The organism is Nocardioides sp. LHG3406-4, assembly GCF_049897745.1.
Lineage (GTDB): Bacteria > Actinomycetota > Actinomycetes > Propionibacteriales > Nocardioidaceae > Nocardioides.
The window spans coordinates 17,629-36,973 of sequence record NZ_JAFCWV010000004.1 but is presented as its reverse complement, the minus strand read 5'-3'; the positions used below and the strand labels follow the sequence as shown (position 1 = coordinate 36,973).

The following is a 19,345-nucleotide window of genomic DNA, read 5'->3' as shown; positions in this document are numbered from 1 at the left end:
TCGCTCACATCCTGAAGACGCCGAAGCGGTCGGTGCCGGCGTACGGCACCGTGTCGATCACCGACAGGCAGATGCCCAGCACGGTGCGGGTGTCGCGCGGGTCGATCACGCCGTCGTCGTAGAGCATGCCCGACAAGAAGAAGGGCAGGCTCTGCTCCTCGACGCTCTGCTCGATGAACGCGCGCATGCCGGCGTCGGCCTCCTCGTCGTACGCCGGCCCCCCTCGCAGCTGCTTGGCCTCCGCGGCCGCGCGGGCGACCAGCGACAGCACGCCGGCCAGCTGCGCCGGGCCCATCACCGCCGACTTCGCGCTCGGCCAGGTGAAGAGGAAGCGCGGGTCGAAGGCGCGGCCGTTCATGCCGTAGTTGCCGGCGCCGTAGGAGGCGCCCATGATCACGCTCAGGTGCGGGACCCGGCTGTTGGAGACGGCGTTGATCATCTGGGCGCCGTGCTTGATGATGCCGCCCTGCTCGTACTCCTTGCCGACCATGAAGCCGGTCGTGTTGTGCAGGAAGAGCAGGGGTACGTCGACCTGGTTGGCCAGCTGGATGAACTGCGTCGCCTTCTGCGCCTCCTCGCTGAAGAGCACGCCCTGGGCGTTGGCCAGGATGCCGATCTGGCGGCCGTGCAGCCGGGCCCAGCCGGTGACCAGGGAGGCGCCGTAGAGCGGCTTGAACTCGTCGAAGGCCACCCCGTTGGTCGGGCTCACACCGTCGCAGATGCGCGCGATCACCTCACGCGGGTCGAAGGGCTCGCGCAGGTCGGTGGGGATGAGGTCGAGGAGCTCGTCGGGATCGGCGTCCGGCTCGGCGTACCCGCTGGTTGAGGTGCGAAGGCGCCCCGGCGCCTGAGCCTCGAAACCTGCGGGGCCCACCGGGACCTCCGCCACCCCCGGCACCGCCTTGCGCCAGTTGAGCCTCGCGACGATCCGGCGACCGATCCTGATCGCGTCGGCCTCGTCGGTGGCCAGGTAGTCGGCGAGGCCGGAGGTGCGCGCATGCATCTCGGCGCCGCCGAGGGACTCGTCGTCGGACTCCTCACCGGTTGCCATCCTCACCAGGGGCGGCCCGCCGAGGAACACCTTGGCCTGCTCCTTGACCATCACCGTGTAGTCGCTCATGCCCGGCACGTAGGCGCCACCGGCTGTGGAGCTGCCGAAGACCAGCGCGATGGTCGGCACGTTCGCGGCACTGGACCGGGTGAGGTCGCGGAAGACCTTGCCGCCGGGGATGAAGATCTCCTTCTGCGTCGGCAGGTCGGCGCCGCCCGACTCGACGAGCGAGATGGTGGGCAGGCCGTTCTCGGCAGCGATCTGCGCGGCCCGGAAGCCCTTCTTCACCGTCCACGGGTTGCTCGCGCCGCCCTTCACGGTCGGGTCGTTGGCCGTGATCATGCACTCCACGCCCTCGACCACGCCGATGCCGGTGACCAGGCTCGCGCCGACGGCGAAGTCGGAGCCCCACCCGGCGAGCGGCGAGAGCTCGAGGAACGCCGAGCCCGCGTCGACGAGCAGCTCGATCCGCTCGCGCGGCAGCAGCCTGCCCCGTGCGTGGTGGCGGTCGACGTACGTCGCGCCGCCGCCGGCCACCGCCTTGGCGTGCTCGGCGTCGAGGTCGGCGATCCTGGCCAGCATCGCCGCCCTGTTCCTCGAGGTCGGGTCGGTCGCGGCAGACGCGCTCACACCAAGCCCTCCTCGACGTGCACGAGGCGCGACCGCATCCACTCGCCCAGCCCCTTCGCCTGTGGGTCGAAGCGGGTCGACGCGGCGACGCCGGCGCCGAGCAGGCCGTGGATCACCACGTTGACGGCGCCCAGGTTGGGCAGGTTGTAGACGTCGATCTCGAGCTCGGCGGCCTCCGGCACGAGCTCGCGCACCTTCTGCGGCGTGATCAGCTTGGCCAGCCACGTCACCCTGGCGGCGTGCTTGCCGTCGCCCACGGAGTCGTCGTGGGCGACCCAGAGCCCGACGTTGGCGTCGCCCCCCTTGTCCCCCGACCGGGCGTGCACGAACGCGCCGAGCGGCAGCCGGCGGGTGCGCGTGTCCGACGGGGCGGGGAACGGCGACGGGCGCCGGCCCACGACCGGGTCGTCGGCACCGAACTCGGTGGGATCGGCGATCACCTCGCGGGTGCCGTCGAAGTGCACGACCGTGTGCCGGACCCGGCCGCGGTCGACGTACTCGGCGCGGTAGATGCCGTACGCCGTGGGCCGTCCGGGCGGGGCCGTCATCGTGAAGCCGGGGTACGACGCCAGCGCGAGCTCGACGGTCGCGGCAGTGAACGCCCGGCCCACCGGGTCGGGTCGGGCGTCCTGGACCAGGCACCGCAGGCGGACGGACGCTGCCTCCTCGGTGTCGGCGTCGGCGACCGGCGCAGCGGGCTCGCTCCACTCCACCCGCTCGCAGGTGAGCCCCGGGGCGAGCTGCTCGCGCACCCAGGCAGCCTTGGCCCCGATGTCGAGGCCGGTCAGCACGAACTCGGCCTGGTTGCGGTAGCCGCCGAGCTCGTTGACGCAGACCTTGAGCCGCGCCGGCGGAGCGGAGCCCCGGACGCCGGAGATCGCGACGCGGTCGTCGGCCTGCTGCGCAAGCTCGACCGTGTCGAGGTGCGTGGTCACGTCGGGGCCGAGGTAGCGCGGTGACGAGATCTCGTAGACCAGCTGCGCCGTCACGGTGTCGACGTCCACCGCACCGCCCGTGCCGCCGTGCTTGGTGATGACGCTCGACCCGTCGGCGGCGATCTCGGCGAGCGGGAAGCCGAGCGGCCGGCTCCGGTCGAGCCGCAGGAAGCCGGAGAAGTTGCCGCCGGTGGCCTGGGTGCCGCACTCGATGACGTGCCCGGCGACGACGGCGCCGGCCAGCTCGTCGTAGGACGTCGGTCCCCAGCCGAAGTGCGCGACCGCGGGCCCGACGACCAGCGAGGCGTCGGTGACACGGCCGGTGACCACGATGTCGGCGCCCGCAGTGAGGGCGGCGGCGATGCCGAAGCCGCCGAGGTAGGCGTTGGCGGTGAGCGCACCCTCGAGGCCGAGTGCTCGCACATCGTCGCCCTCGATGTGGGCGATGCTCGGGTCCAGCCCGAGTCCTCGGGCGACCTCGCGCAGCCTGTCGGCGAGTCCCGCGGGGTTCAGGCCGCCGGCGTTGCTGACGATGCGCACGCCGCTCTCGAGCGCCAGACCGAGGCAGTCCTCGACCTGCCGGACGAACGTGCGCGCGTAGCCGAGCTCCGGGTCCTTGAGCTGGTCCTTGCCGAGGATCAGCATGGTCAGCTCGGCGAGGTAGTCGCCGGTGAGCACGTCGAGCTGCCCGCCGCTCACCATCTCGCGCATGGCGGCGAGCCGGTCGCCGTAGAAGCCGGAGCAGTTGCCGATCCTCAGCACGGTCATCTCGAGGCACGCCCCTTCCTCGACGGATCGGTCAACGCGGCGTCGAGGATGACGGCCCAGCGGTCGAGGATGCGCGCGCGGCGCCGGGAGTCGTCGGTGATCGTGGTGGCGAGTCCCAGCCCGCGCACGAGGTCCAGCGTGGCCTGCACGAGCTCGCGCGCGCCGGGCCGCGACTCGTCGGCGCCGAGGGCCTGCACGGTCAACCGGTGCGTGTCGCGGCCGACGCGCTGTTCGAGTGGGGCGACTGCGGCCAGCAGCTGCTCGTCGGTGCGGGCCGCGACCCACAGCTCCAGCGCCGCGGTGAAGGCCGGCGAGGTGGCGTGGTCGGCGAGCACCCGCAGGACCTGGCGGGTCCGCCGCGGCCCGGCAGGCACCTTCGACAGCGCTGCCTCGAGCTCCGCGCCGCGCAGGGCCGTGACGTGCTCGACCGCGGCGACGACCAGGTCGTTCTTCGTCGGGAAGTGGTGGAGCTGGCCGCCCCGCGAGACGCCGGCGCGCTCGCTGACGAGCGTGGTCGACGTACCGCTGAAGCCGTGCTCCACCAGGCAGTCCACCGTCGCGTCGAGCAGCCGCGCCCGCATGGCGCGGGTGCGCTCCTCCTGCGGCACGCGGACGGTCGTCACCACCCCATCGTCGTGGTGGACGCAGAAACAGTCAATGCTGACTGTTACTTGACGAGCAGGCGCAGGGTCTCCTCCCGGGCCGGCGAGGTGTCGGCGGCGGTGCCGGCCAGTGCGCCCGCGACCGGATGCACCATGACCTCGTCGACGCCGTACTCCGCCGCCAGGTCGGCGATCCGGGCCCGCGCGGAGGTGGCGTCGCCGATCACCCACCGCGATGCCATCGCCCGCACCAGGCCGGCGTGCTCAGCAGGCACGTCGACCGCCTCGGCCTCCTCCACGAGTCGCTGCGGGGTCAGCGGCTGACCGGTGCGCAGCGCCAGCATGGAGAGCAGCTGCGGCAGCGCCACCCGCTCCGCCTCCTCCTGGGTCGCGGCGGCCGTGACGTTGACCGTCAGGAACGTCTGCGGCTCCGGGTGCCTGTCGCTGGGCCGGTACGACGACCGGTACAGGTCGAGCGCCTCCGCGGTGCCCTGGCCGGCGAAGTGGTGGGCGAACACGTAGGGCAGGCCGCGTTCGGCTGCCAGCCGCGCTGAGTAGTCGGATGAGCCGAGCAGCCAGACCGGCGGCACGGACACGGCGTGCGGGGTGGCGTGCAGCGGGTGTGCGCGGCCGCCCACCGACATGCTCGCGCCCTCCGCGCTCATCAGCGTCATCACGTCCTCGACGTACCGCGGGAACAGGGAGACCCCGTCGTCGCCCGCGCCCTGCCGCAGGGCGTATCGCGTCAGCTGGTCGGTGCCCGGGGCCCGGCCGATGCCCAGGTCGATCCGGCCCGGGTGCGCCGCCTCGAGGAGGGCGAACTGCTCGGCCACCACCAGCGGCGCGTGGTTGGGCAGCATCACCCCGCCCGAGCCCACCCGGATGCGCGACGTCGCCGCGGCGACCATCGCGATGAGCAACGGCGGGTTGGTCGCCGCAACCGCCGGCATGTTGTGGTGCTCGGCCAGCCAGTAGCGCCGGTAGCCGAGCTCGTCGGCCACCCGCGCGAGCGACCGGGTCGCGGCCAGCGCCTCCCCGGTGGTCTGGTCGGTGCGCACGGGCACCAGGTCGAGCACGGACAGGGACGGCAGGTCGGTGGTCACTCGGGGGCAACAACCCGCCCGCCCAGGAATCATCCCGATTGGTTTCGGCGTCCACGCGCGGGGGGATGACCGAGGGGCATGCGTCGCCTACGGTGTGACGCGCCACCGAACGCCCACGAGGGAGAGACATGTCCAACTACGGCAACCCGCCGCAAGATCCATACGGCCAGCAGCCGCCGCAGGACCCGTACGGCCAGCAGCCGCCGGCGTCCGACCCCTACCGCCAGCAGCCGGCGTACGGTCAGCAGCCCGCATACGGCGAGCCGCCCACCTCGTCCGACCCCTACGGTCAGCAGCCGGCGTACGGCCAGCAGCCCTACGGGGCCCCGGCGGGCTACGCACACTGGCTCAAGCGAGTCGGGGCGTACATCGTCGACGGCATCCTGACCAACCTCGCCGGCCTGCCCCTGATCATCGGCTACATCATCTACATCGCCGAGGTCGACCCGGTGACGGATCCGGAGACGGGGGTCACGACCACCAGCGGCAGCGCGAGCGGCCTGTCGCTCATCTTGATCCTCATCGGCGCCATCACCTGGCTGGCGTTCTTCATCTGGAACACGTTCATCAAGCAGGGCCGCACCGGCTACACCATCGGCAAGGGTGTGCTCGGCATCAAGCTCATCGGGGAGCAGACCGGCCAGCCGATCGGCGCCGGCATGGTGTTCGTGCGCCAGATCGCGCACATCCTGGACAGCATCTGCCTGCTGGGCTACCTCTGGCCGCTGTGGGACGCCAAGCGCCAGACGTTCGCCGACAAGCTGCTGAGCACCGTGGTGATCGACCAGCCGAAGAGCTGACCGCTCGTCCTCACCGCCGCAAGGGCGTCGCAGCACTGCGCTGCGGCGCCCTTCGCGCGTCACTGCGGCCGGTCGAGGACTGCCACACTGGCGCGCATGACGAAGACGATCCTGATCACCGGCGCCTCGGGCGGTCTCGGCGCCGAGATGGCCCGCCAGTTCGCCGCGCTCGGCCACGACCTGGCGCTGTGCGCGCGTCGTACGGACCGGCTCGAGCGACTCAGGAGCGACCTCCTCGCCGACCACCCCGGGCGCCGGGTCGAGGTCAGGGCACTCGACGTCAACGACGACGACCAGGTCTTCGAGGTGTTCCGCGGGTTCCGGGACGACCTCGGCCGGATCGACCGGGTGGTGGTCAACGCCGGTCTCGGCAAGGGCGCCCCGATCGGCACCGGCGGCTTTGCGGCCAACCGCCAGACCGCGATGACCAACTTCGTCGCGGCGCTGGCGCAGTGCGAGGCCGCGATGGAGATCTTCCGCGCGCAGGACGCCGGGCACCTGGTGATGGTCTCCTCGATGTCCGCGGTGCGCGGGATGCCGAAGGCCATGACGACGTACGCCGCCACGAAGGCCGGCGTCGCGCACCTCGCCGAGGGGCTCCGTGCGGAGCTGCACGGCACGCCGATCAGGGTGACCGTGCTCTACCCCGGCTACATCGCCTCGGAGATGAACGACGGGGTCGCCGCCGCGGAGAACAAGCTGATGGTCTCCACCGAGAAGGGCGTGCGTGCGATGGTCGCCGCCATCGAGAAGGAGAGGGAGTCGGCGTTCGTGCCGACACTGCCCTGGGCGCCGCTGTCCGTGCTCCTCAAGCACGCGCCCCTGCCGCTCTTCAAGCGCCTCATCTGAGTCGTTGAGTTGCGCTCGCGTGCCCGTTGAGTCGCGCCCGCGTACCCGTTGAGTCGCGCCCGCGTACCCGTTGAGTCGCGCCCGCGTACCCGTTGAGTTGCGCCCGCGTACCCGCAACACGGCACACAGGCGCGACTCGAAGGACACGGTGGCGCAACTCAACGGTAGGTGAGCAGGTCTCCGGGCAGGTGGCTGTGCTCGTTGAAGGTGAGCAGCCGGGGGCCCGAGGGGCCGACGACCACCCGGGTGACGCCGGTGTTGACGTACGTCGTGTTGAAGGGCGCCCACAGCCGGGCCCGGCCGACGTGGTCCGCCTCGGGGTCGACGAGTGCCGCGCAGGCGACGGAGATCGGGCCCCCGGAGCTGACCACCACCACCGTGGACCCCGGCCCGGCTGACTCGGCCGCCCGCGCCAGCGCTGCGTCGACGCGATCCACGAAGCCGGTCCACGACTCGTGGTAGTCGTCGTCGTACTCGCCACCGGTCCACCGGGCGGTGGCTCCCTCGAAGACCCGCTGGAAGCCGCGCCGATCGAGCTCGCCCGCCGGCCGGTCGGGAAAGGCGGCCACCACGCCCAGGTGGTCGAACTCCGCCCAACCGGCGTCGACCGTCGGCTCGGCCGGCGAGCCCAGCCCTTCGAGAAGGCCCTCAGCCGTCTCGCGGTGCCGGCGCATGCCGCCGGAGACGACTGCCGTCGGCACCACCCGCTGCGCACCCAGCCAGCGGCCGAGCACGCGTGACTGCTCCCACCCGGCGTCGGAGAGCACGTCGTAGTCCGCAGCGCCGAACGACGCCTGCCCGTGCCGGACCAGCAGGAGCAGGCCCATCAGGCGATCAGGCCGCGGCAGCGCTGCTCGAGATGGGCGACGGCCGGCCCGAAGACGGCGTACTGCTCGTTGGTTGTCTGCTTGTGGACGTAGCGGTACCAGATCTGCTGGGCGATCACGGCGAGCCGGAACAGCCCGAACACCTCGTAGAACGACCACTGCCGGGGCGTGAGGGAGTAGCCCATCCGCTGACAGTAGTGGGCCACGATCTCCTCCCGCGTCCACATGCCCGGTGCGTTCGAAGGCTGGCGTCGGAATATCCGGAAGAACTCGTCGTCGTCGTCAGAGATCCAGTAGGCCAGGGCGCCGCCGAGGTCCATCAACGGGTCGCCGACGGTCGCCATCTCCCAGTCCAGCACGCCGATGATCCGCGTCGGGTCCTCGGCGTCGAGGACCAGGTTGTCGAGGCGGAAGTCGTTGTGGACGACGCAGCTCGCGACGTCAGCAGGCTGATGCTCCACCAGCCAGCCGGTGACGTCGGACCAGTCGCCGAGGTCGTCTGTACGGGCGTTGACGAGCCGCGCAGTCCATCCGTCGACCTGGCGGCGGACGTAGCCCTCTCCCTTGCCGAGGGCGTCGAGGGCCGGCACCGACGCGACCTCGACCGAGTGCAGCTCGACGAGTACGTCGAAGACGTTGCCGCACAGGTGGGCGGTCGCCCCAGGGGTGAGCCCCGGCGGGAGCTCACGTCTGGGGACGACTCCGACCAGCCTCTCCATCGCGTAGAACGGCGAGCCGATGACCGACTCGTCGTCGCACGACGCCACCATCGCCGGCACCCGCGGGAAGACGGGCGCGAGCGCCGCCTGGATGCGGTACTCGCGGCCCATGTCATGGGCGCCCTTCGCCTTCACCCCCGCGGGCGGGCGCCGCAGGATGAGCTCGCGTGCCGGCCAGCGCATCAGGTAGGTCAGGTTCGAGGCACCGCCCGGGAACTGGCGCACCTCCGGCGTCCCGGACAGCTCCTCGCGCAGCCGGTCGTCCACGTTCTCGCGCAACCACGCGGACGCGGCGCCGACGTCGAAGGCGTCCTCGGCGCGGACCGGCATGCTCTGGTCGCCGTCAGCCACGGGCCCGCTCCTCGAGCTTGCGGGCCTGCGCACGCATCATGGCGTCGTACGTCGCCCGGTCGGTCGTCTTCAGCGTGTACGCCGCCCTGGCGGCCTGGTCGGGGAGGATCAGCTCGTCGCCCCGCTCGATGCCCTCGATGACCGCCCGCGCGATGTCATCGGGTCCCCACGGCGACTCCTTGACGAGCTTCGCGACGACCGCGCCGACTGCCCCGTCGCTGCCGGTCAGGTGGTCGGCGAGACCCGAACGGAAGTAGGAGGGGCAGACCACGCTGGCCCGCACGCCGTGACCCGCGAGCTCGTGCCCGGTGGTCTCGGTGAGCGCGACGACCGCCGCCTTGGTGGCGTTGTACGACGCCATCCCGGCCGGCGGCACGAGGCCGGCGAGCGAGGCGATGTTGACGACGTGGCCGCTGCGCTGGGCCTTGAAGACCGGCACGAACGTCTTGATGCCGCGCACCGCGCCCAGCAGGTTGATGTCGACGAGGTGCTGCCACTCCTCGACGGTGTCGTGATCGAGGCGGCCGCCGCCGGCGATCCCGGCGTTGTTGACGAGGATGTCGAGCCCGCCCCAGGTCTGCTCGACGTGGGCCCGTGCCGCGGCCCAGTCGGCGTCGGAGGTGACGTCCAGCACCAGGTCGGCGCCGCGCAGGTCGGTCGAGAGCACGTCGTCGCCGCGCTCTCGGAAGGCCTCGACGAGAGCGCGGCCGAGGCCACCGTCGGCGCCGGTGACCAGCACCCGCGCCATCAGGAGTGCTTCCCGATCTCCAGCCGGGCCACCATCCCCTGGTGCACCTCGTCGGGACCGTCTGCCAGCCGGAGGGTCCGCGCGTTGACGTAGGCCATCGCCAGCGGGAAGTCGTCGGACATGCCCCCGCCGCCGTGCAGCTGGATCGCCATGTCGATCACCTGCTGTGCCATCCGGGGCACGGCCACCTTGATCTGGCTGACCTCGCTCAACGCGTTGAGAGGTCCGCCCTGGTCGAGCTTCCAGGCGGCGTGCAGGACGTGCAGCCGGGCCTGGTCGATGGCGATGCGGGCGTCGGCGATGCGCTCGCGGTTGCCGCCGAGGTTCACCAGCGGCTTGCCGAACGCCGTACGCTCCAGGCCCCGCTTGACCGCTCGCTCCAGCGCCATCTCGGAGAGCCCGATCAGGCGCATGCAGTGGTGCACCCGGCCGGGTCCGAGGCGGCCCTGCGCGATCGCGAACGCCTCGCCCGGACCGGAGATGATGTTGCCGACCGGCACGCGTACGTCGGTGAAGCTGACCTCGCCGTGGCCGACCGGCTCGTCCTGGTAGCCCATGGTGTTGAGCAGCCGCTCGATCCGCACCCCCGGGGCGTCGCGCGGGACCAGCACCATCGTGTGCCGGTGATGGCGGTCCGCGTCGGGGTCCGTCAGCCCCATGAACACGAAGATTCGGCAGTCGCGGTGACCCACGCCCGTCGACCACCACTTGCGGCCGTTGATGACGACCTCGTCGCCGTCGACGACCGCGGTGGCGGCCATGTTCGTGGCGTCGGAGGAGGCCACATCGGGCTCGGTCATGGTGAAGGCGCTGCGGATCCGGCCCTCGAGCAGGGGGTCGAGCCACTCGTCGCGCTGCGCCTGCGTGCCGTACCGCAGCAGCACCTCCATGTTTCCGGTGTCGGGTGCGTTGCAGTTGAAGACGGTCGGCGCGATCGCGGAACGCCCCATGAGCTCGGCCAGCGGGGCGTAGTCCACGTTGCTCAGGCCCTGCCCGCCGTCGGTGCCGAACCGGGCGGCGTAGTCACCCGCGTGCTGCTCGGGCAGGAACAGGTTCCACAGGCCCTGCTCGCGGGCCTTGGCCTTGAGCTCCTCGATGACGGGCAGCGGCTGCCACGGGTCGCCGGTGCGTCGTCGCTCGGCGAGGTCGCGGTGGTAGTCCTCCTCGACCAGGTCGACCTCGGCCTTCATGAACGCGGCGACCCGCTCGCGGAGATCGGCGGCACGGGGTGAGGGGGCGAAGTCCATCCCGCGACCCTAGCCTCGGTGGACCTGCACGGGGCCGCGGATGGAGCCCTCCGCGTTGTTGGAACGTTCGCGCATCGCGTGTTGCGCGAACGTTCCAACAACCGCCGATCCGCTGGCACGAACGTTCCAGCAACACCGGTTGCGCGAACGTTCCAACAACCGCCGATCCCCTGGCACGAACGTTCCAGCAACACCGGTTGCGCGAACGTTCCAACAACCGCAGAGGGGCCAGGCCGCCGACCCCCTCAGGCGGCCACCGTCAGCACCACGCGCGCCCGCCCCCGCGCGTCGAGCCACCGCCGCCGCGCCCGCAGCAGCCGGACGGACGACCAGGCCAGGAACGGCACGGCGACCAGCACCGACACCCGCCAGTCGGGCACCAGCGCGAGCGCGGAGAAGACGAGGCCGGTGAGCGTCGTGCTCACGGCCAGCCGCGTCGAGTAGCCCACCATCACCAGGGGCGGCGCCGGCGTCGCCCGGGCCGAGCGCATGTCGACCGAGAACGGCCGGCGGCCGGCCCAGCCCATGGCCACCGCGACGACCTGCGCGGTCACGACCACCAGCGTGCAGGCGATCGCGGTGAACTCGGCCGTGGTGGGCACGCCGGCCCGCAGGGAGGCGAGTACGACGGTCACGGCGGCGCCGAGCATCAGCCACTCGGCCAGCACCCAGCTGCGGGCGGCGAACACCGCCGCCGGCTCGACCGGCAGGCTCTCGCGCCACAGCGCGCCGCGACCGTCGAGGCACCAGGCGTTCACCCCGAAGAGGAGGGCGCCGCCGCTCGCCACGAGGCCGGGCAGCACGGTGATCTGGTTCCAGTCCAGGGCACCGGCCATCGCGATCGCCCCCGGTCCTATGGCCAGCACGATCAGCCCCCGGCGCATCGGCACCGACCGCCAGATCGAGCCGCGGTCGATGCGCACCAGCATCGCGAGGTCGCTGCGAGGCATCGCGCGCGAGGGATGCACGCTCGACTCGATCCGCAGCTCGTCGCGCGGCACCCGGGTCGACGCGAGGTGCGCCGGCACGATGCCGACCAGCACCCCCACGACGATCAGCACGACCTCGACGACCAGCCCGAGCGGCCACGCCCACGTCCACCCGTCGCGCATCGAGGAGGCGGCGACGACCAGGTGCTTGGTGGGCATCGCGTCGAAGAGCTCGTTCAGCCGGCCGCTCATCTGCAGCCACACCGCGGCCGCGACCGCCACCGTCGTGATCGCTCGTACGACCCAGGCGCCGTGCGGCCCGCGGCGTACGGCCTCCGACGTCCACGCCACGACCTGCGCGAGCGCGGTCGCCGCCGCGATCCACAGCACGATCATCGGCAGCAGGTAGGGCAGCCCCGCCGGACCCAGCGCGTAGGCACCGGCTCCCAGCAGCGTCCAGGCCTGCAGGATCCAGGCGATGTTCAGGGGCGCCATGACGAGCGCCCCGAGGTGGTCGGTGGTGGGGCTCACGGGGAAGGCGACGGCCTGCTCGCGCGCGAGCAGCTCACGGCCGCCGCCGGACGCGACCGCCGAGACGATGGCCAGGGCGAGGAACCCGGCGAGCATGGACGGCAGCACGAGGAGCACGCCGAAGGCCTTGTCGGCGCCACCGGCCCCGGGCACCCAGGCCGGCGCCACCGCGACCGCTGCGGTCAGCCCGACGAGGACCGCCAGAAACCGGCCGGCCGCACGCGGTCGTCGTACGCACCGGGCTCGAAAGGCGATGAGCTCGCGGGTGTCGGCGACGGCGCGCCACAGCTCGGCGGGCTCAGTCCAGGAGTGCCCGGTAGGCATCGGCCCCGGCCTCCCCCGACAGCGCCTCGGCCCCGAGCTCGGCCACCCGGGCCCCACCGCGCAGCACGACCGCGGTCTCGCAGGCTTGGACGGCGAGGTCGCGCAGATGCGTGGACACCAGGACGCAGGCGCCGCGGGCACGCGCGTCGGCGATGACCTCGAACGTCGCCTCGACCCCGATCGGGTCGACGCCGTCGAAGGGCTCGTCTAGGAGGAGCACGGCAGGCCGATGGAGCGCCGCCAGGATCACCGAGAGCCGGCGGCCCATGCCGTGGCTGAACCCCGCGGTCACCCGATGGGCAGCGTCTCCGAGCTCGAACCGCTCGAGCAGGTCGCGGGCCTCGGCCTCCCAGTCCGGCATCCGTCGCAACCTGGCGGAGAGCTGGAGGTGCTCCCACGGCGTCGCCCGGGGCACGAGCCCACCGACGTCGGGGCAGTAGCCGACGGCCCGCTTCACCCTCAGCGTCTCGGTGCGTACGTCGTGGCCGAGCACCACCGCCCGCCCAGCCGTCGGCGGGACCACTCCGGCGAGCACCCGCATGGTGGTCGACTTGCCCGCGCCGTTGCGGCCCAGGAGCGCCGTCGCCTGGCCGGCGGCGGCGTGCAGGTCCACCCCCGACACCGCCTCCACCTCGCCGAAGCGCACGTGGAGGTCGCGCACGTCGACGGCGAATTCGCTCACCGGGCCAGTGTGCCTGCCTGGCAGGGCCTGCGGGTGGGGAACGTCGGGATCCCCGAGCCCCCGGGGATCCCGACGGCGACGTCGCGCGCGCCCGCCTCAGGTGGGGAAGGACCCGCCCTTCGCCAGCAGGTCCGTGAGGTACGCCGTCGGCCGGAACCGGTCGCCGTACGTGTCGGCCAACTCCTCGGCGCGAGCGACGAACGCCGCGAGGCCGACCGCACCGGTGGCGGACTCGTAGCCGGTCATGAACTGCGCCGCGCCGCCGGTGTTGGGCGGGAAGCCGATGCCCATGATGGAGCCGATGTTGGCGGCGGCAGCAGAGGTGATGACCCCCTCCTCGAAGCACCTAGCGGTCTCGAGCGCCTCGATGAAGAGCATCCGGTCCTTGATGTCCTGGAGCGGGATCTGGTCGGCAGCCACCGGGAACTCCGCGGCCAGGCCCGACCAGAGTCCGGCGCGCCTGCCCGCCTCGTCGTACTCGTAGAAGCCGGCCCCCTTGAGGCGCGACGGGCGACCCAGCTCGATCATCTTCTCGACGACGGCGGTGGCCGGTTCGGGCTCCACCTCGCGACCCGCGGCGCGGAAGGCCTCCTCGTTGGCCAGCCGGATCTTCCTCATCAGCTCCATGTTGAGCTCGTCGCTGATCTGCAGCGGCCCGACCGGGAAGCCGGCCTGGGTGGCTGCCCGCTCCAGCGAGACCGGGTGCACGCCCTCGGCGAGCATCCGCAGGCCCTCGTTGATCTGGGTGCCGATGACGCGGGAGGTGTAGAAGCCGCGGCTGTCGTTGACGACGATCGGCGTCTTCTTGATCTGGCGTACGACGTCGTAGGCCTTCGCCAGCGCGACGTCGGAGGTCGCCTCGCCGCGGATGATCTCGACCAGCGGCATCTTGTCGACCGGCGAGAAGAAGTGCAGGCCGATGAAGTCCGCCGGCCGGTCCACCCCGCCCGACAGCTCGGTGATCGGCAGCGTCGAGGTGTTGGAGCACAGCAGCGCGTCGTCGTTGACGTACGGCGCGACCTCGGCGAAGACCTTCCGCTTGAGCGACGGGTCCTCGAACACCGCCTCGATCACCAGGTCGCAGCCGGTCAGGTCGGCCGGGTCAGCGGTCGGGGTGATCCGCGCCAGCAGCTCGGCCTTCTTCTCCTCGGTCGAGCGGCCGCGGGAGATCGCCTTGTCGAGCAGCGCCTCGCAGTGCGCCTTGCCCTTCTCGGCGCTCTCGAGCGCGACGTCCTTAAGCACGACCTCCATGCCGGCCCGGGCACAGGAGTACGCGATGCCGGCGCCCATCATGCCGGCCCCGAGCACGCCGACCTTGACGGCCTGGTACGGCGGGATCCCGTCGGGCCGCAGCGACCCGGAGTTGATCGCCTGGAGGTCGAAGAAGAACGCCTGGATCATGTTCTTGGCGTTCTGGCCGACCACCAGCTTGGTGAGGTAGCGGCTCTCCACCCGCGATGCGGTGTCGAAGTCGGTGGACGCCCCCTCGACGGCGGCCGACAGGATCGCCCGCTGGGCGGGGTACACCGCACCCTTGGTCTGCTTGCGCAGCAGCGCGGGGAACGCCGGCAGGAACGCCGCGAGCTTGGGGGTGGCCGGGGTGCCTCCCGGCATCTTGTAGCCGGCGACGTCCCACGGGTTCTGCGTCGACTCGGGGTGGGCGCCGATCCACGCCTTCGCAGCCGGCACCAGCTCCTCCAGGCTGCCGACGAGCTCGTCGACCAAGCCTTTCTCCTTGGCCTGGGCGGGCTTGAAGCGAGTGCCCTGGAGCAGCACGTCCATGAGCGCGGACTGGAGGCCGAGCATGCGAACGACGCGGGTGACCCCGCCACCGCCCGGCAGCAGGCCCAGGCTGGCCTCGGGCAGGCCGATCTCGGTGCGCCCGTCGTCCACGGCGATCCGGTGGTTGCAGGCGAGCGCGATCTCGAGTCCGCCGCCGAGCGCGGCGCCGTTGATCGCGGCCACGACCGGGCGCGGGAACCTCTCGAGCGACCGCAGCGTCGCCTTGACCGACTCCACCAGAGCGAACACCTCCGCAGCGTCGTCCTTGGTGGCCGAGGAGAGCATGCTCAGGTTGCCGCCGGCGAAGAAGGTCTTCTTCGCACTGGTGACCACCACGCCGGTGACGCCGCCGTCGGGCGCGTCCTGCTCGTCGTACAGGCGCTCCACGGCGGCCTGCATCGAGCGCTGGTAGAGCTCGTTCATGGTGTTGGCGCCGGCCGTCGGGTCGTCGAGGGTCAAGGTGACGATGCCGTCGGCATCGCGGTCGTAGCGGACCGCGGTCTGGGTCTCGGTGGTGGTGCTCATGAGTGGTGTGGTCCCTTTCAGACGAGCTCGACGATGGTGGCGATGCCCATGCCGCCGCCGACGCAGAGCGTGGCCAGGCCGCGCTTCTGGTCGCGGCGCTCGAGCTCGTCGATCAGGGTGCCGAGGATCATCGCGCCGGTCGCGCCGAGGGGGTGGCCCATGGCGATCGCGCCACCGTTGACGTTGGTGATCTCGTGGCTGATGCCGAGATCGCGCATGAAGTGCATGGCGACGGCGGCGAAGGCCTCGTTGATCTCGAAGAGGTCGATGTCGCCGACCTCGAGGCCGGCCTTGGCCAGCGCCTTGCGGGCAGCGGGGGCGGGCCCGGTGAGCATGATCGTCGGGTCGGCGCCGGAGACGGCGGCGGCGACGATGCGCGCCCGCGGGGCGAGGCCGAGGTCGCTGCCGACCTGCTCGTTGCCGATCGCCATGACGGCGGCACCGTCGACGATGCCGGAGCTGTTGCCGGCGTGGTGCACGTGGTCGATCCTCTCGACCCAGTGGTACTTCTCCAGGGCCACGTCGTCGAACCCCGCGTCTGCGCCCAGCTGCGCGAAGCTCGGCCTGAGCCCCGCGAGGCCCTCGGGCGTGGTGTCGGGGCGGATCAGCTCGTCGTGGTCGAGCACGGTGAGGCCGTTGAAGTCCCTGACGGGTACGACGGAGCCGGCGAAGTAGCCGTTCGCCCACGCCTTGGCGGCGCGGTGGTGCGACTCGGCCGCATAGGCGTCGACGGCGGCGCGGTCCCACCCGCCGAGGGTGGCGATCAGGTCGGCGCCGATGCCCTGCGGAACGAAGCCGGTGGTGAGCGCGGTGGCCGGGTCCATCGCCCAGGCGCCCCCGTCGGAGCCCATCGGCACCCGGCTCATCGACTCGACGCCGCCGGCGAGGATGAGGTCCTCGAAGCCGCCGCGCACCCGGGAGGCGGCCTGGTTGACTGCCTCGAGCCCGGACGCGCAGAAGCGGTTCAGCTGCACGCCGCCCACGGTCTCGGGATAGCCCGCGGCCAGGGCGGCCGTCTTGGCGATGTCACCGCCCTGCTCCCCGATCGGGGTGACGACACCGAGCACGATGTCGTCGACCCGGTGGGTGTCCAGGGAGGGGTTGCGCTGCTGGACCTCGTCGAGGAGTCCGACGATCAGGTCGACGGGCTTCACCTCGTGGAGGGAGCCCACCGCCTTGCCCTTGCCACGCGGCGTACGGATGTGGTCGTACACGAATGCTTCAGCCATGACCGTCCTTGGGGAGAGATACCTGCCTCGATTGTGACATCATCACTGTCACTATGGTCAAGGTCAGCCCTGTGGCCCCTGTCACCTGACGGAGGAGTACGTCGTGCCCCAGCCGGCATCCGAGCCCGAGAGCGACGTCGAGGGCCTGCTGACCCTCGACGAGCTGACCGCCCGGGTCGGCATCAGCGTGCGCAACGTGCGGTTCTACACCACCCGCGGCCTGGTGCCGCCCCCGATCCGGCGCGGCCGCTCGGGATACTACTCATCCGACCACGTCGCCCGGCTCGAGCTCGTCCAGGAGCTCCAGGGCCACGGCTTCACCCTGGCGGCGATCGAGAAGTACGTCTCCAACATCCCCGCCTCGGCCACGCCCGAGGACATCGCGCTGCACCGCGCGATGCTGGCGCCGTGGGAGGCCGAGCGGGCCGTCGAGATGAGCCGCGCGGAGATCACGGCGCGGGCGGGGCGCGCGCTCAGCGACGACGAGCTCGCGACCCTCGACGCGCTGGGCATCGTCTCCCCTGGGAGGCGCGGGCGGTACGACGTCGCGGTCTCGCAGCTCTCGGTCGGCGTCGGGCTGCTCGACCTGGGCATCCCCGTCGAGGCGGCCCGGGCGGCGGCCGGGATCTACGCCGCGCACGGCCGGGCGCTGGCCCAGGAGATGCACGAGCTGTTCCTGACGACCGTCTGGCCGGCGTACAAGGAATCGGGCACCAGCCCCGAGCGGCTGCGGGAGGTCGTCGAGCGGCTCAAGCCGCTGTCGATCGCCTCCCTGGTCTCGGCCTACGAGTCGGCGATGGACGAGACCAAGCGCGAGAGCATCGCCCGCCGCGCCCGCTGAGACGCACAAGGGCCCCGCCACACAGACGTGTGACGGGGCTCGTGCTGTGAGCGATCAGGCCTTGAAGGCGTCCTTGACGTCCTTGGCGGCGTCCTTGACCTTCTCGCCGGCGTCCTTGGCGTGCGCCTTCGACTGGTCGTTACGCCCCTCGGCCTCGAGCCGCTCGTTGTCGGTGGCCTTGCCGGTGCCTTCCTTGGCGTGGCCCTTGGCGTCCTCGAGCTTGTTCTGTGCCTTGTCCGCGAGTCCCATGAGTGGTCCTTCCTTCGGGGCTGGATCTCTCCAGCCAAGCACGGAATCGGCTCAGATCAACTCGTCCGAAGGGATGAGGCCGGCGATCAGCGGCGACCGGAGCTGAACGACGCGACGCTGTGGGAGCCGCCGCCGGCACCGGCACCGGCACCGGCGCCGCTGCGGCGCTGACGCGGGGCGCCCTGGCGCTGGCCCCTCGGGGCGCCCTGCTTCTGGCCGGTCGGCTTCTCGCCGCCCGCCTTCTGGCCACCCTGGGCGCTGCGACCACCGCCGGACTGCTGTCCGGTGGGCCGGCTGCCGCCACCACGCGGACGGTTGCGGCCGCCGCCGGAGCGACGGGCGCGACCCTGACCGGTCGGCGAGGAGCCGCCACCGGACCCGGCGGGAAGCTCGACGGCGTAGCCGCCGGGCACCAGCGTGCGGTCGCCCGGCACCAGCTGGACCAGGATCGGGTGACCGACCCCGTCGACCCTGGTGATGGTCGGCTTGATGCCTGCGGCGCGGGTGAGGTCGCGGACCTCGCGCACCTGCTCGTTGGTCATCATGGTGACCACGGTGCCCTCGGCACCGGCTCGCGCCGTACGCCCGGAGCGGTGCAGGTAGGCCTTGTGCTCCGACGGCGGGTCGGCGTGCACGACGAGCGAGACGTCGTCGACGTGGATGCCGCGGGCTGCGACGTCGGTCGCGACGAGCGTGCTCGCGAGGCCGGCGTGGAAGGCGTCCATGTTGCGGGTGCGGGCGTTCTGCGACAGGTTGCCGTGCAGCTCGACCGACGGCACACCGAGCTTGTTGAGCTGGCGGGCCAGCGCCTTGGCGCCGTGCTTGGTGCGGGTGAAGATGACGGTGCGGCCGGGGCCGCTGGTGAGGTCGACCAGCACGGGCAGCTTCTGGTCGCGGCCGCCGAGGTGCAGCACGTGATGGGCCATCGTGGAGATCGGCGACTGCGCGGAGTCGGCCTGGTGGGTGACCGCGTTGGTCAGGAACCGCTTCACCAGGCTGTCGATCGCGTTGTCGAGCGTCGCGGAGAAGAGCATCCGCTGCCCCGACTGCGGGGTGCGGTCGAGCAGGCGGCGCACGGACGGCAGGAAGCCGAGGTCGGCCATGTGGTCGGCCTCGTCGAGCACGGTGATCTCGATGGCCGACAGGTCGCAGTGGCCCTGGCCGATGAGGTCCTCGAGGCGGCCGGGGCAGGCGATGACGATGTCGGCGCCCTTCTTGAGGCCCTGCACCTGCGGGTTCTGGCCGACGCCGCCGAAGACGGTCTGGGTGCTGAGGCCGGCGGCCCTGGCCAGCGGCTGGAGCGCCTGGGCGATCTGGCCGACCAGCTCACGGGTCGGGGCCAGGATCAGCGCGCGCGGCTTGCGCGGCATCGCCGGCAGCTTCGCGGCGTCGAGCCGGGCGACCAGGGGCAGCAGGAACGCGTAGGTCTTGCCGGAGCCGGTGCGGCCGCGGCCGAGCACGTCGCGCCCGGCGAGCGAGTCGGGCAGCGTCGCGGTCTGGATGGGAGTGGGAACGGTGATGCCCTGCTCGGCGAGGAGCGCAGACAGGACAGTGGGCACGCCGAGCTCGGCGAAGGTCTGGGAAGACAAGGGAGAGTGACTTTCGGTTGGCGTCTCGCCAACA

Annotated in this window: 17 protein-coding genes; 3 read left to right on the top strand and 14 right to left on the bottom strand. The window is 71.9% G+C overall.

Annotation, left to right across the window (positions count from 1 at the left end):
• Window positions 1-4 precede the first annotated feature (4 nt).
• Genes ACP7BP_RS14420 through ACP7BP_RS14405 form a run of 4 tightly spaced genes read right to left on the bottom strand, consistent with a single transcriptional unit; the run spans window position 5 to window position 5,089 of the window.
• Window positions 5-1,633, bottom strand: coding sequence for an acyl-CoA carboxylase subunit beta (locus ACP7BP_RS14420; protein ID WP_426246219.1), 1,629 nt, complete (start codon window positions 1,631-1,633; stop codon window positions 5-7).
• Window positions 1,634-1,677: 44 nt separating this feature from the next.
• On the bottom strand, window positions 1,678-3,384 hold the full coding sequence (locus tag ACP7BP_RS14415) for an acyclic terpene utilization AtuA family protein (RefSeq protein WP_426245502.1): 1,707 nt from the start codon (window positions 3,382-3,384) through the stop codon (window positions 1,678-1,680).
• The gene (locus tag ACP7BP_RS14410; RefSeq protein ID WP_426245500.1) at window positions 3,381-4,007 is read right to left on the bottom strand and encodes a TetR/AcrR family transcriptional regulator; all 627 of its coding nucleotides are present in this window, start codon (window positions 4,005-4,007) and stop codon (window positions 3,381-3,383) included. Before ACP7BP_RS14410 ends, ACP7BP_RS14415 begins: the two co-directional genes overlap by 4 nt.
• 44 nt (window positions 4,008-4,051) lie before the next feature.
• Entirely contained in the window at window positions 4,052-5,089 is a 1,038-nt protein-coding gene (locus ACP7BP_RS14405; protein WP_426245499.1) for an LLM class flavin-dependent oxidoreductase, read from the bottom strand.
• A gap of 128 nt (window positions 5,090-5,217) precedes the next feature.
• Between ACP7BP_RS14405 and ACP7BP_RS14400 the strand changes: the two genes are divergently transcribed.
• Both ACP7BP_RS14400 and ACP7BP_RS14395 read left to right on the top strand, forming a co-directional pair.
• Window positions 5,218-5,889 carry an RDD family protein gene (locus ACP7BP_RS14400; protein WP_426245498.1) on the top strand — a complete coding sequence of 224 codons (672 nt, stop codon included), beginning with the start codon at window positions 5,218-5,220 and terminating at the stop codon, window positions 5,887-5,889.
• A 96-nt stretch (window positions 5,890-5,985) separates the two neighbouring features.
• Window positions 5,986-6,738: an SDR family oxidoreductase gene (locus tag ACP7BP_RS14395; protein WP_426245496.1), complete on the top strand. Its 753-nt coding sequence runs from the start codon at window positions 5,986-5,988 to the stop codon at window positions 6,736-6,738.
• A 158-nt stretch (window positions 6,739-6,896) separates the two neighbouring features.
• Here ACP7BP_RS14395 and ACP7BP_RS14390 read toward each other — a convergent pair whose 3' ends face one another.
• The 8 genes from ACP7BP_RS14390 to ACP7BP_RS14355 all read right to left on the bottom strand — a co-directional run bounded on the left by ACP7BP_RS14390 (window position 6,897) and on the right by ACP7BP_RS14355 (window position 16,632).
• On the bottom strand, window positions 6,897-7,565 hold the full coding sequence (locus ACP7BP_RS14390; protein WP_426245494.1) for a histidine phosphatase family protein: 669 nt from the start codon (window positions 7,563-7,565) through the stop codon (window positions 6,897-6,899).
• Window positions 7,565-8,635 (bottom strand): phosphotransferase family protein, encoded by a 1,071-nt coding sequence (locus ACP7BP_RS14385; protein ID WP_426245492.1) that lies wholly within the window; start codon window positions 8,633-8,635, stop codon window positions 7,565-7,567. Before ACP7BP_RS14385 ends, ACP7BP_RS14390 begins: the two co-directional genes overlap by 1 nt.
• Entirely contained in the window at window positions 8,628-9,383 is a 756-nt protein-coding gene (locus tag ACP7BP_RS14380; protein ID WP_426245490.1) for an SDR family NAD(P)-dependent oxidoreductase, read from the bottom strand. The genes ACP7BP_RS14385 and ACP7BP_RS14380 overlap by 8 nt, the downstream gene beginning before the upstream one ends.
• Window positions 9,383-10,630, bottom strand: a complete 1,248-nt coding sequence (locus ACP7BP_RS14375; RefSeq protein ID WP_426245488.1) for an acyl-CoA dehydrogenase family protein — start codon at window positions 10,628-10,630, stop codon at window positions 9,383-9,385. The genes ACP7BP_RS14380 and ACP7BP_RS14375 overlap by 1 nt, the downstream gene beginning before the upstream one ends.
• A gap of 245 nt (window positions 10,631-10,875) precedes the next feature.
• On the bottom strand, window positions 10,876-12,414 hold the full coding sequence (locus ACP7BP_RS14370; protein WP_426245487.1) for a hypothetical protein: 1,539 nt from the start codon (window positions 12,412-12,414) through the stop codon (window positions 10,876-10,878).
• Entirely contained in the window at window positions 12,389-13,096 is a 708-nt protein-coding gene (locus ACP7BP_RS14365; RefSeq protein WP_426245485.1) for an ABC transporter ATP-binding protein, read from the bottom strand. Before ACP7BP_RS14365 ends, ACP7BP_RS14370 begins: the two co-directional genes overlap by 26 nt.
• A 96-nt stretch (window positions 13,097-13,192) precedes the next feature.
• Window positions 13,193-15,403: a 3-hydroxyacyl-CoA dehydrogenase NAD-binding domain-containing protein gene (locus ACP7BP_RS14360; protein ID WP_426245483.1), complete on the bottom strand. Its 2,211-nt coding sequence runs from the start codon at window positions 15,401-15,403 to the stop codon at window positions 13,193-13,195.
• 17 nt (window positions 15,404-15,420) lie between these two features.
• Window positions 15,421-16,632: an acetyl-CoA C-acetyltransferase gene (locus tag ACP7BP_RS14355; RefSeq protein ID WP_426245482.1), complete on the bottom strand. Its 1,212-nt coding sequence runs from the start codon at window positions 16,630-16,632 to the stop codon at window positions 15,421-15,423.
• Window positions 16,633-16,735: 103 nt separating this feature from the next.
• Between ACP7BP_RS14355 and ACP7BP_RS14350 the strand changes: the two genes are divergently transcribed.
• Window positions 16,736-17,473 (top strand): MerR family transcriptional regulator, encoded by a 738-nt coding sequence (locus ACP7BP_RS14350; protein ID WP_426245481.1) that lies wholly within the window; start codon window positions 16,736-16,738, stop codon window positions 17,471-17,473.
• A gap of 54 nt (window positions 17,474-17,527) precedes the next feature.
• Here ACP7BP_RS14350 and ACP7BP_RS14345 read toward each other — a convergent pair whose 3' ends face one another.
• Window positions 17,528-17,722, bottom strand: a complete 195-nt coding sequence (locus ACP7BP_RS14345; RefSeq protein ID WP_426245479.1) for a CsbD family protein — start codon at window positions 17,720-17,722, stop codon at window positions 17,528-17,530.
• A gap of 86 nt (window positions 17,723-17,808) precedes the next feature.
• On the bottom strand, window positions 17,809-19,311 hold the full coding sequence (locus tag ACP7BP_RS14340; protein WP_426245477.1) for a DEAD/DEAH box helicase: 1,503 nt from the start codon (window positions 19,309-19,311) through the stop codon (window positions 17,809-17,811).
• Window positions 19,312-19,345: the final 34 nt, after the last annotated feature.

Excerpts from the sequence above, each read along its gene's own strand:
- ACP7BP_RS14420 (WP_426246219.1), bottom strand. The coding sequence starts at position 1,633 with ATGCTGGCCAGGATCGCCGACCTCGACGCCGAGCACGCCAAGGCGGTG.
- ACP7BP_RS14415 (WP_426245502.1), bottom strand. The coding sequence starts at position 3,384 with ATGACCGTGCTGAGGATCGGCAACTGCTCCGGCTTCTACGGCGACCGG.
- ACP7BP_RS14400 (WP_426245498.1), top strand. The coding sequence starts at position 5,218 with ATGTCCAACTACGGCAACCCGCCGCAAGATCCATACGGCCAGCAGCCG.
- ACP7BP_RS14395 (WP_426245496.1), top strand. The coding sequence starts at position 5,986 with ATGACGAAGACGATCCTGATCACCGGCGCCTCGGGCGGTCTCGGCGCC.
- ACP7BP_RS14390 (WP_426245494.1), bottom strand. The coding sequence starts at position 7,565 with ATGGGCCTGCTCCTGCTGGTCCGGCACGGGCAGGCGTCGTTCGGCGCT.
- ACP7BP_RS14380 (WP_426245490.1), bottom strand. The coding sequence starts at position 9,383 with ATGGCGCGGGTGCTGGTCACCGGCGCCGACGGTGGCCTCGGCCGCGCT.
- ACP7BP_RS14375 (WP_426245488.1), bottom strand. The coding sequence starts at position 10,630 with ATGGACTTCGCCCCCTCACCCCGTGCCGCCGATCTCCGCGAGCGGGTC.
- ACP7BP_RS14370 (WP_426245487.1), bottom strand. The coding sequence starts at position 12,414 with ATGCCTACCGGGCACTCCTGGACTGAGCCCGCCGAGCTGTGGCGCGCC.
- ACP7BP_RS14360 (WP_426245483.1), bottom strand. The coding sequence starts at position 15,403 with ATGAGCACCACCACCGAGACCCAGACCGCGGTCCGCTACGACCGCGAT.
- ACP7BP_RS14355 (WP_426245482.1), bottom strand. The coding sequence starts at position 16,632 with ATGGCTGAAGCATTCGTGTACGACCACATCCGTACGCCGCGTGGCAAG.
- ACP7BP_RS14345 (WP_426245479.1), bottom strand. The coding sequence starts at position 17,722 with ATGGGACTCGCGGACAAGGCACAGAACAAGCTCGAGGACGCCAAGGGC.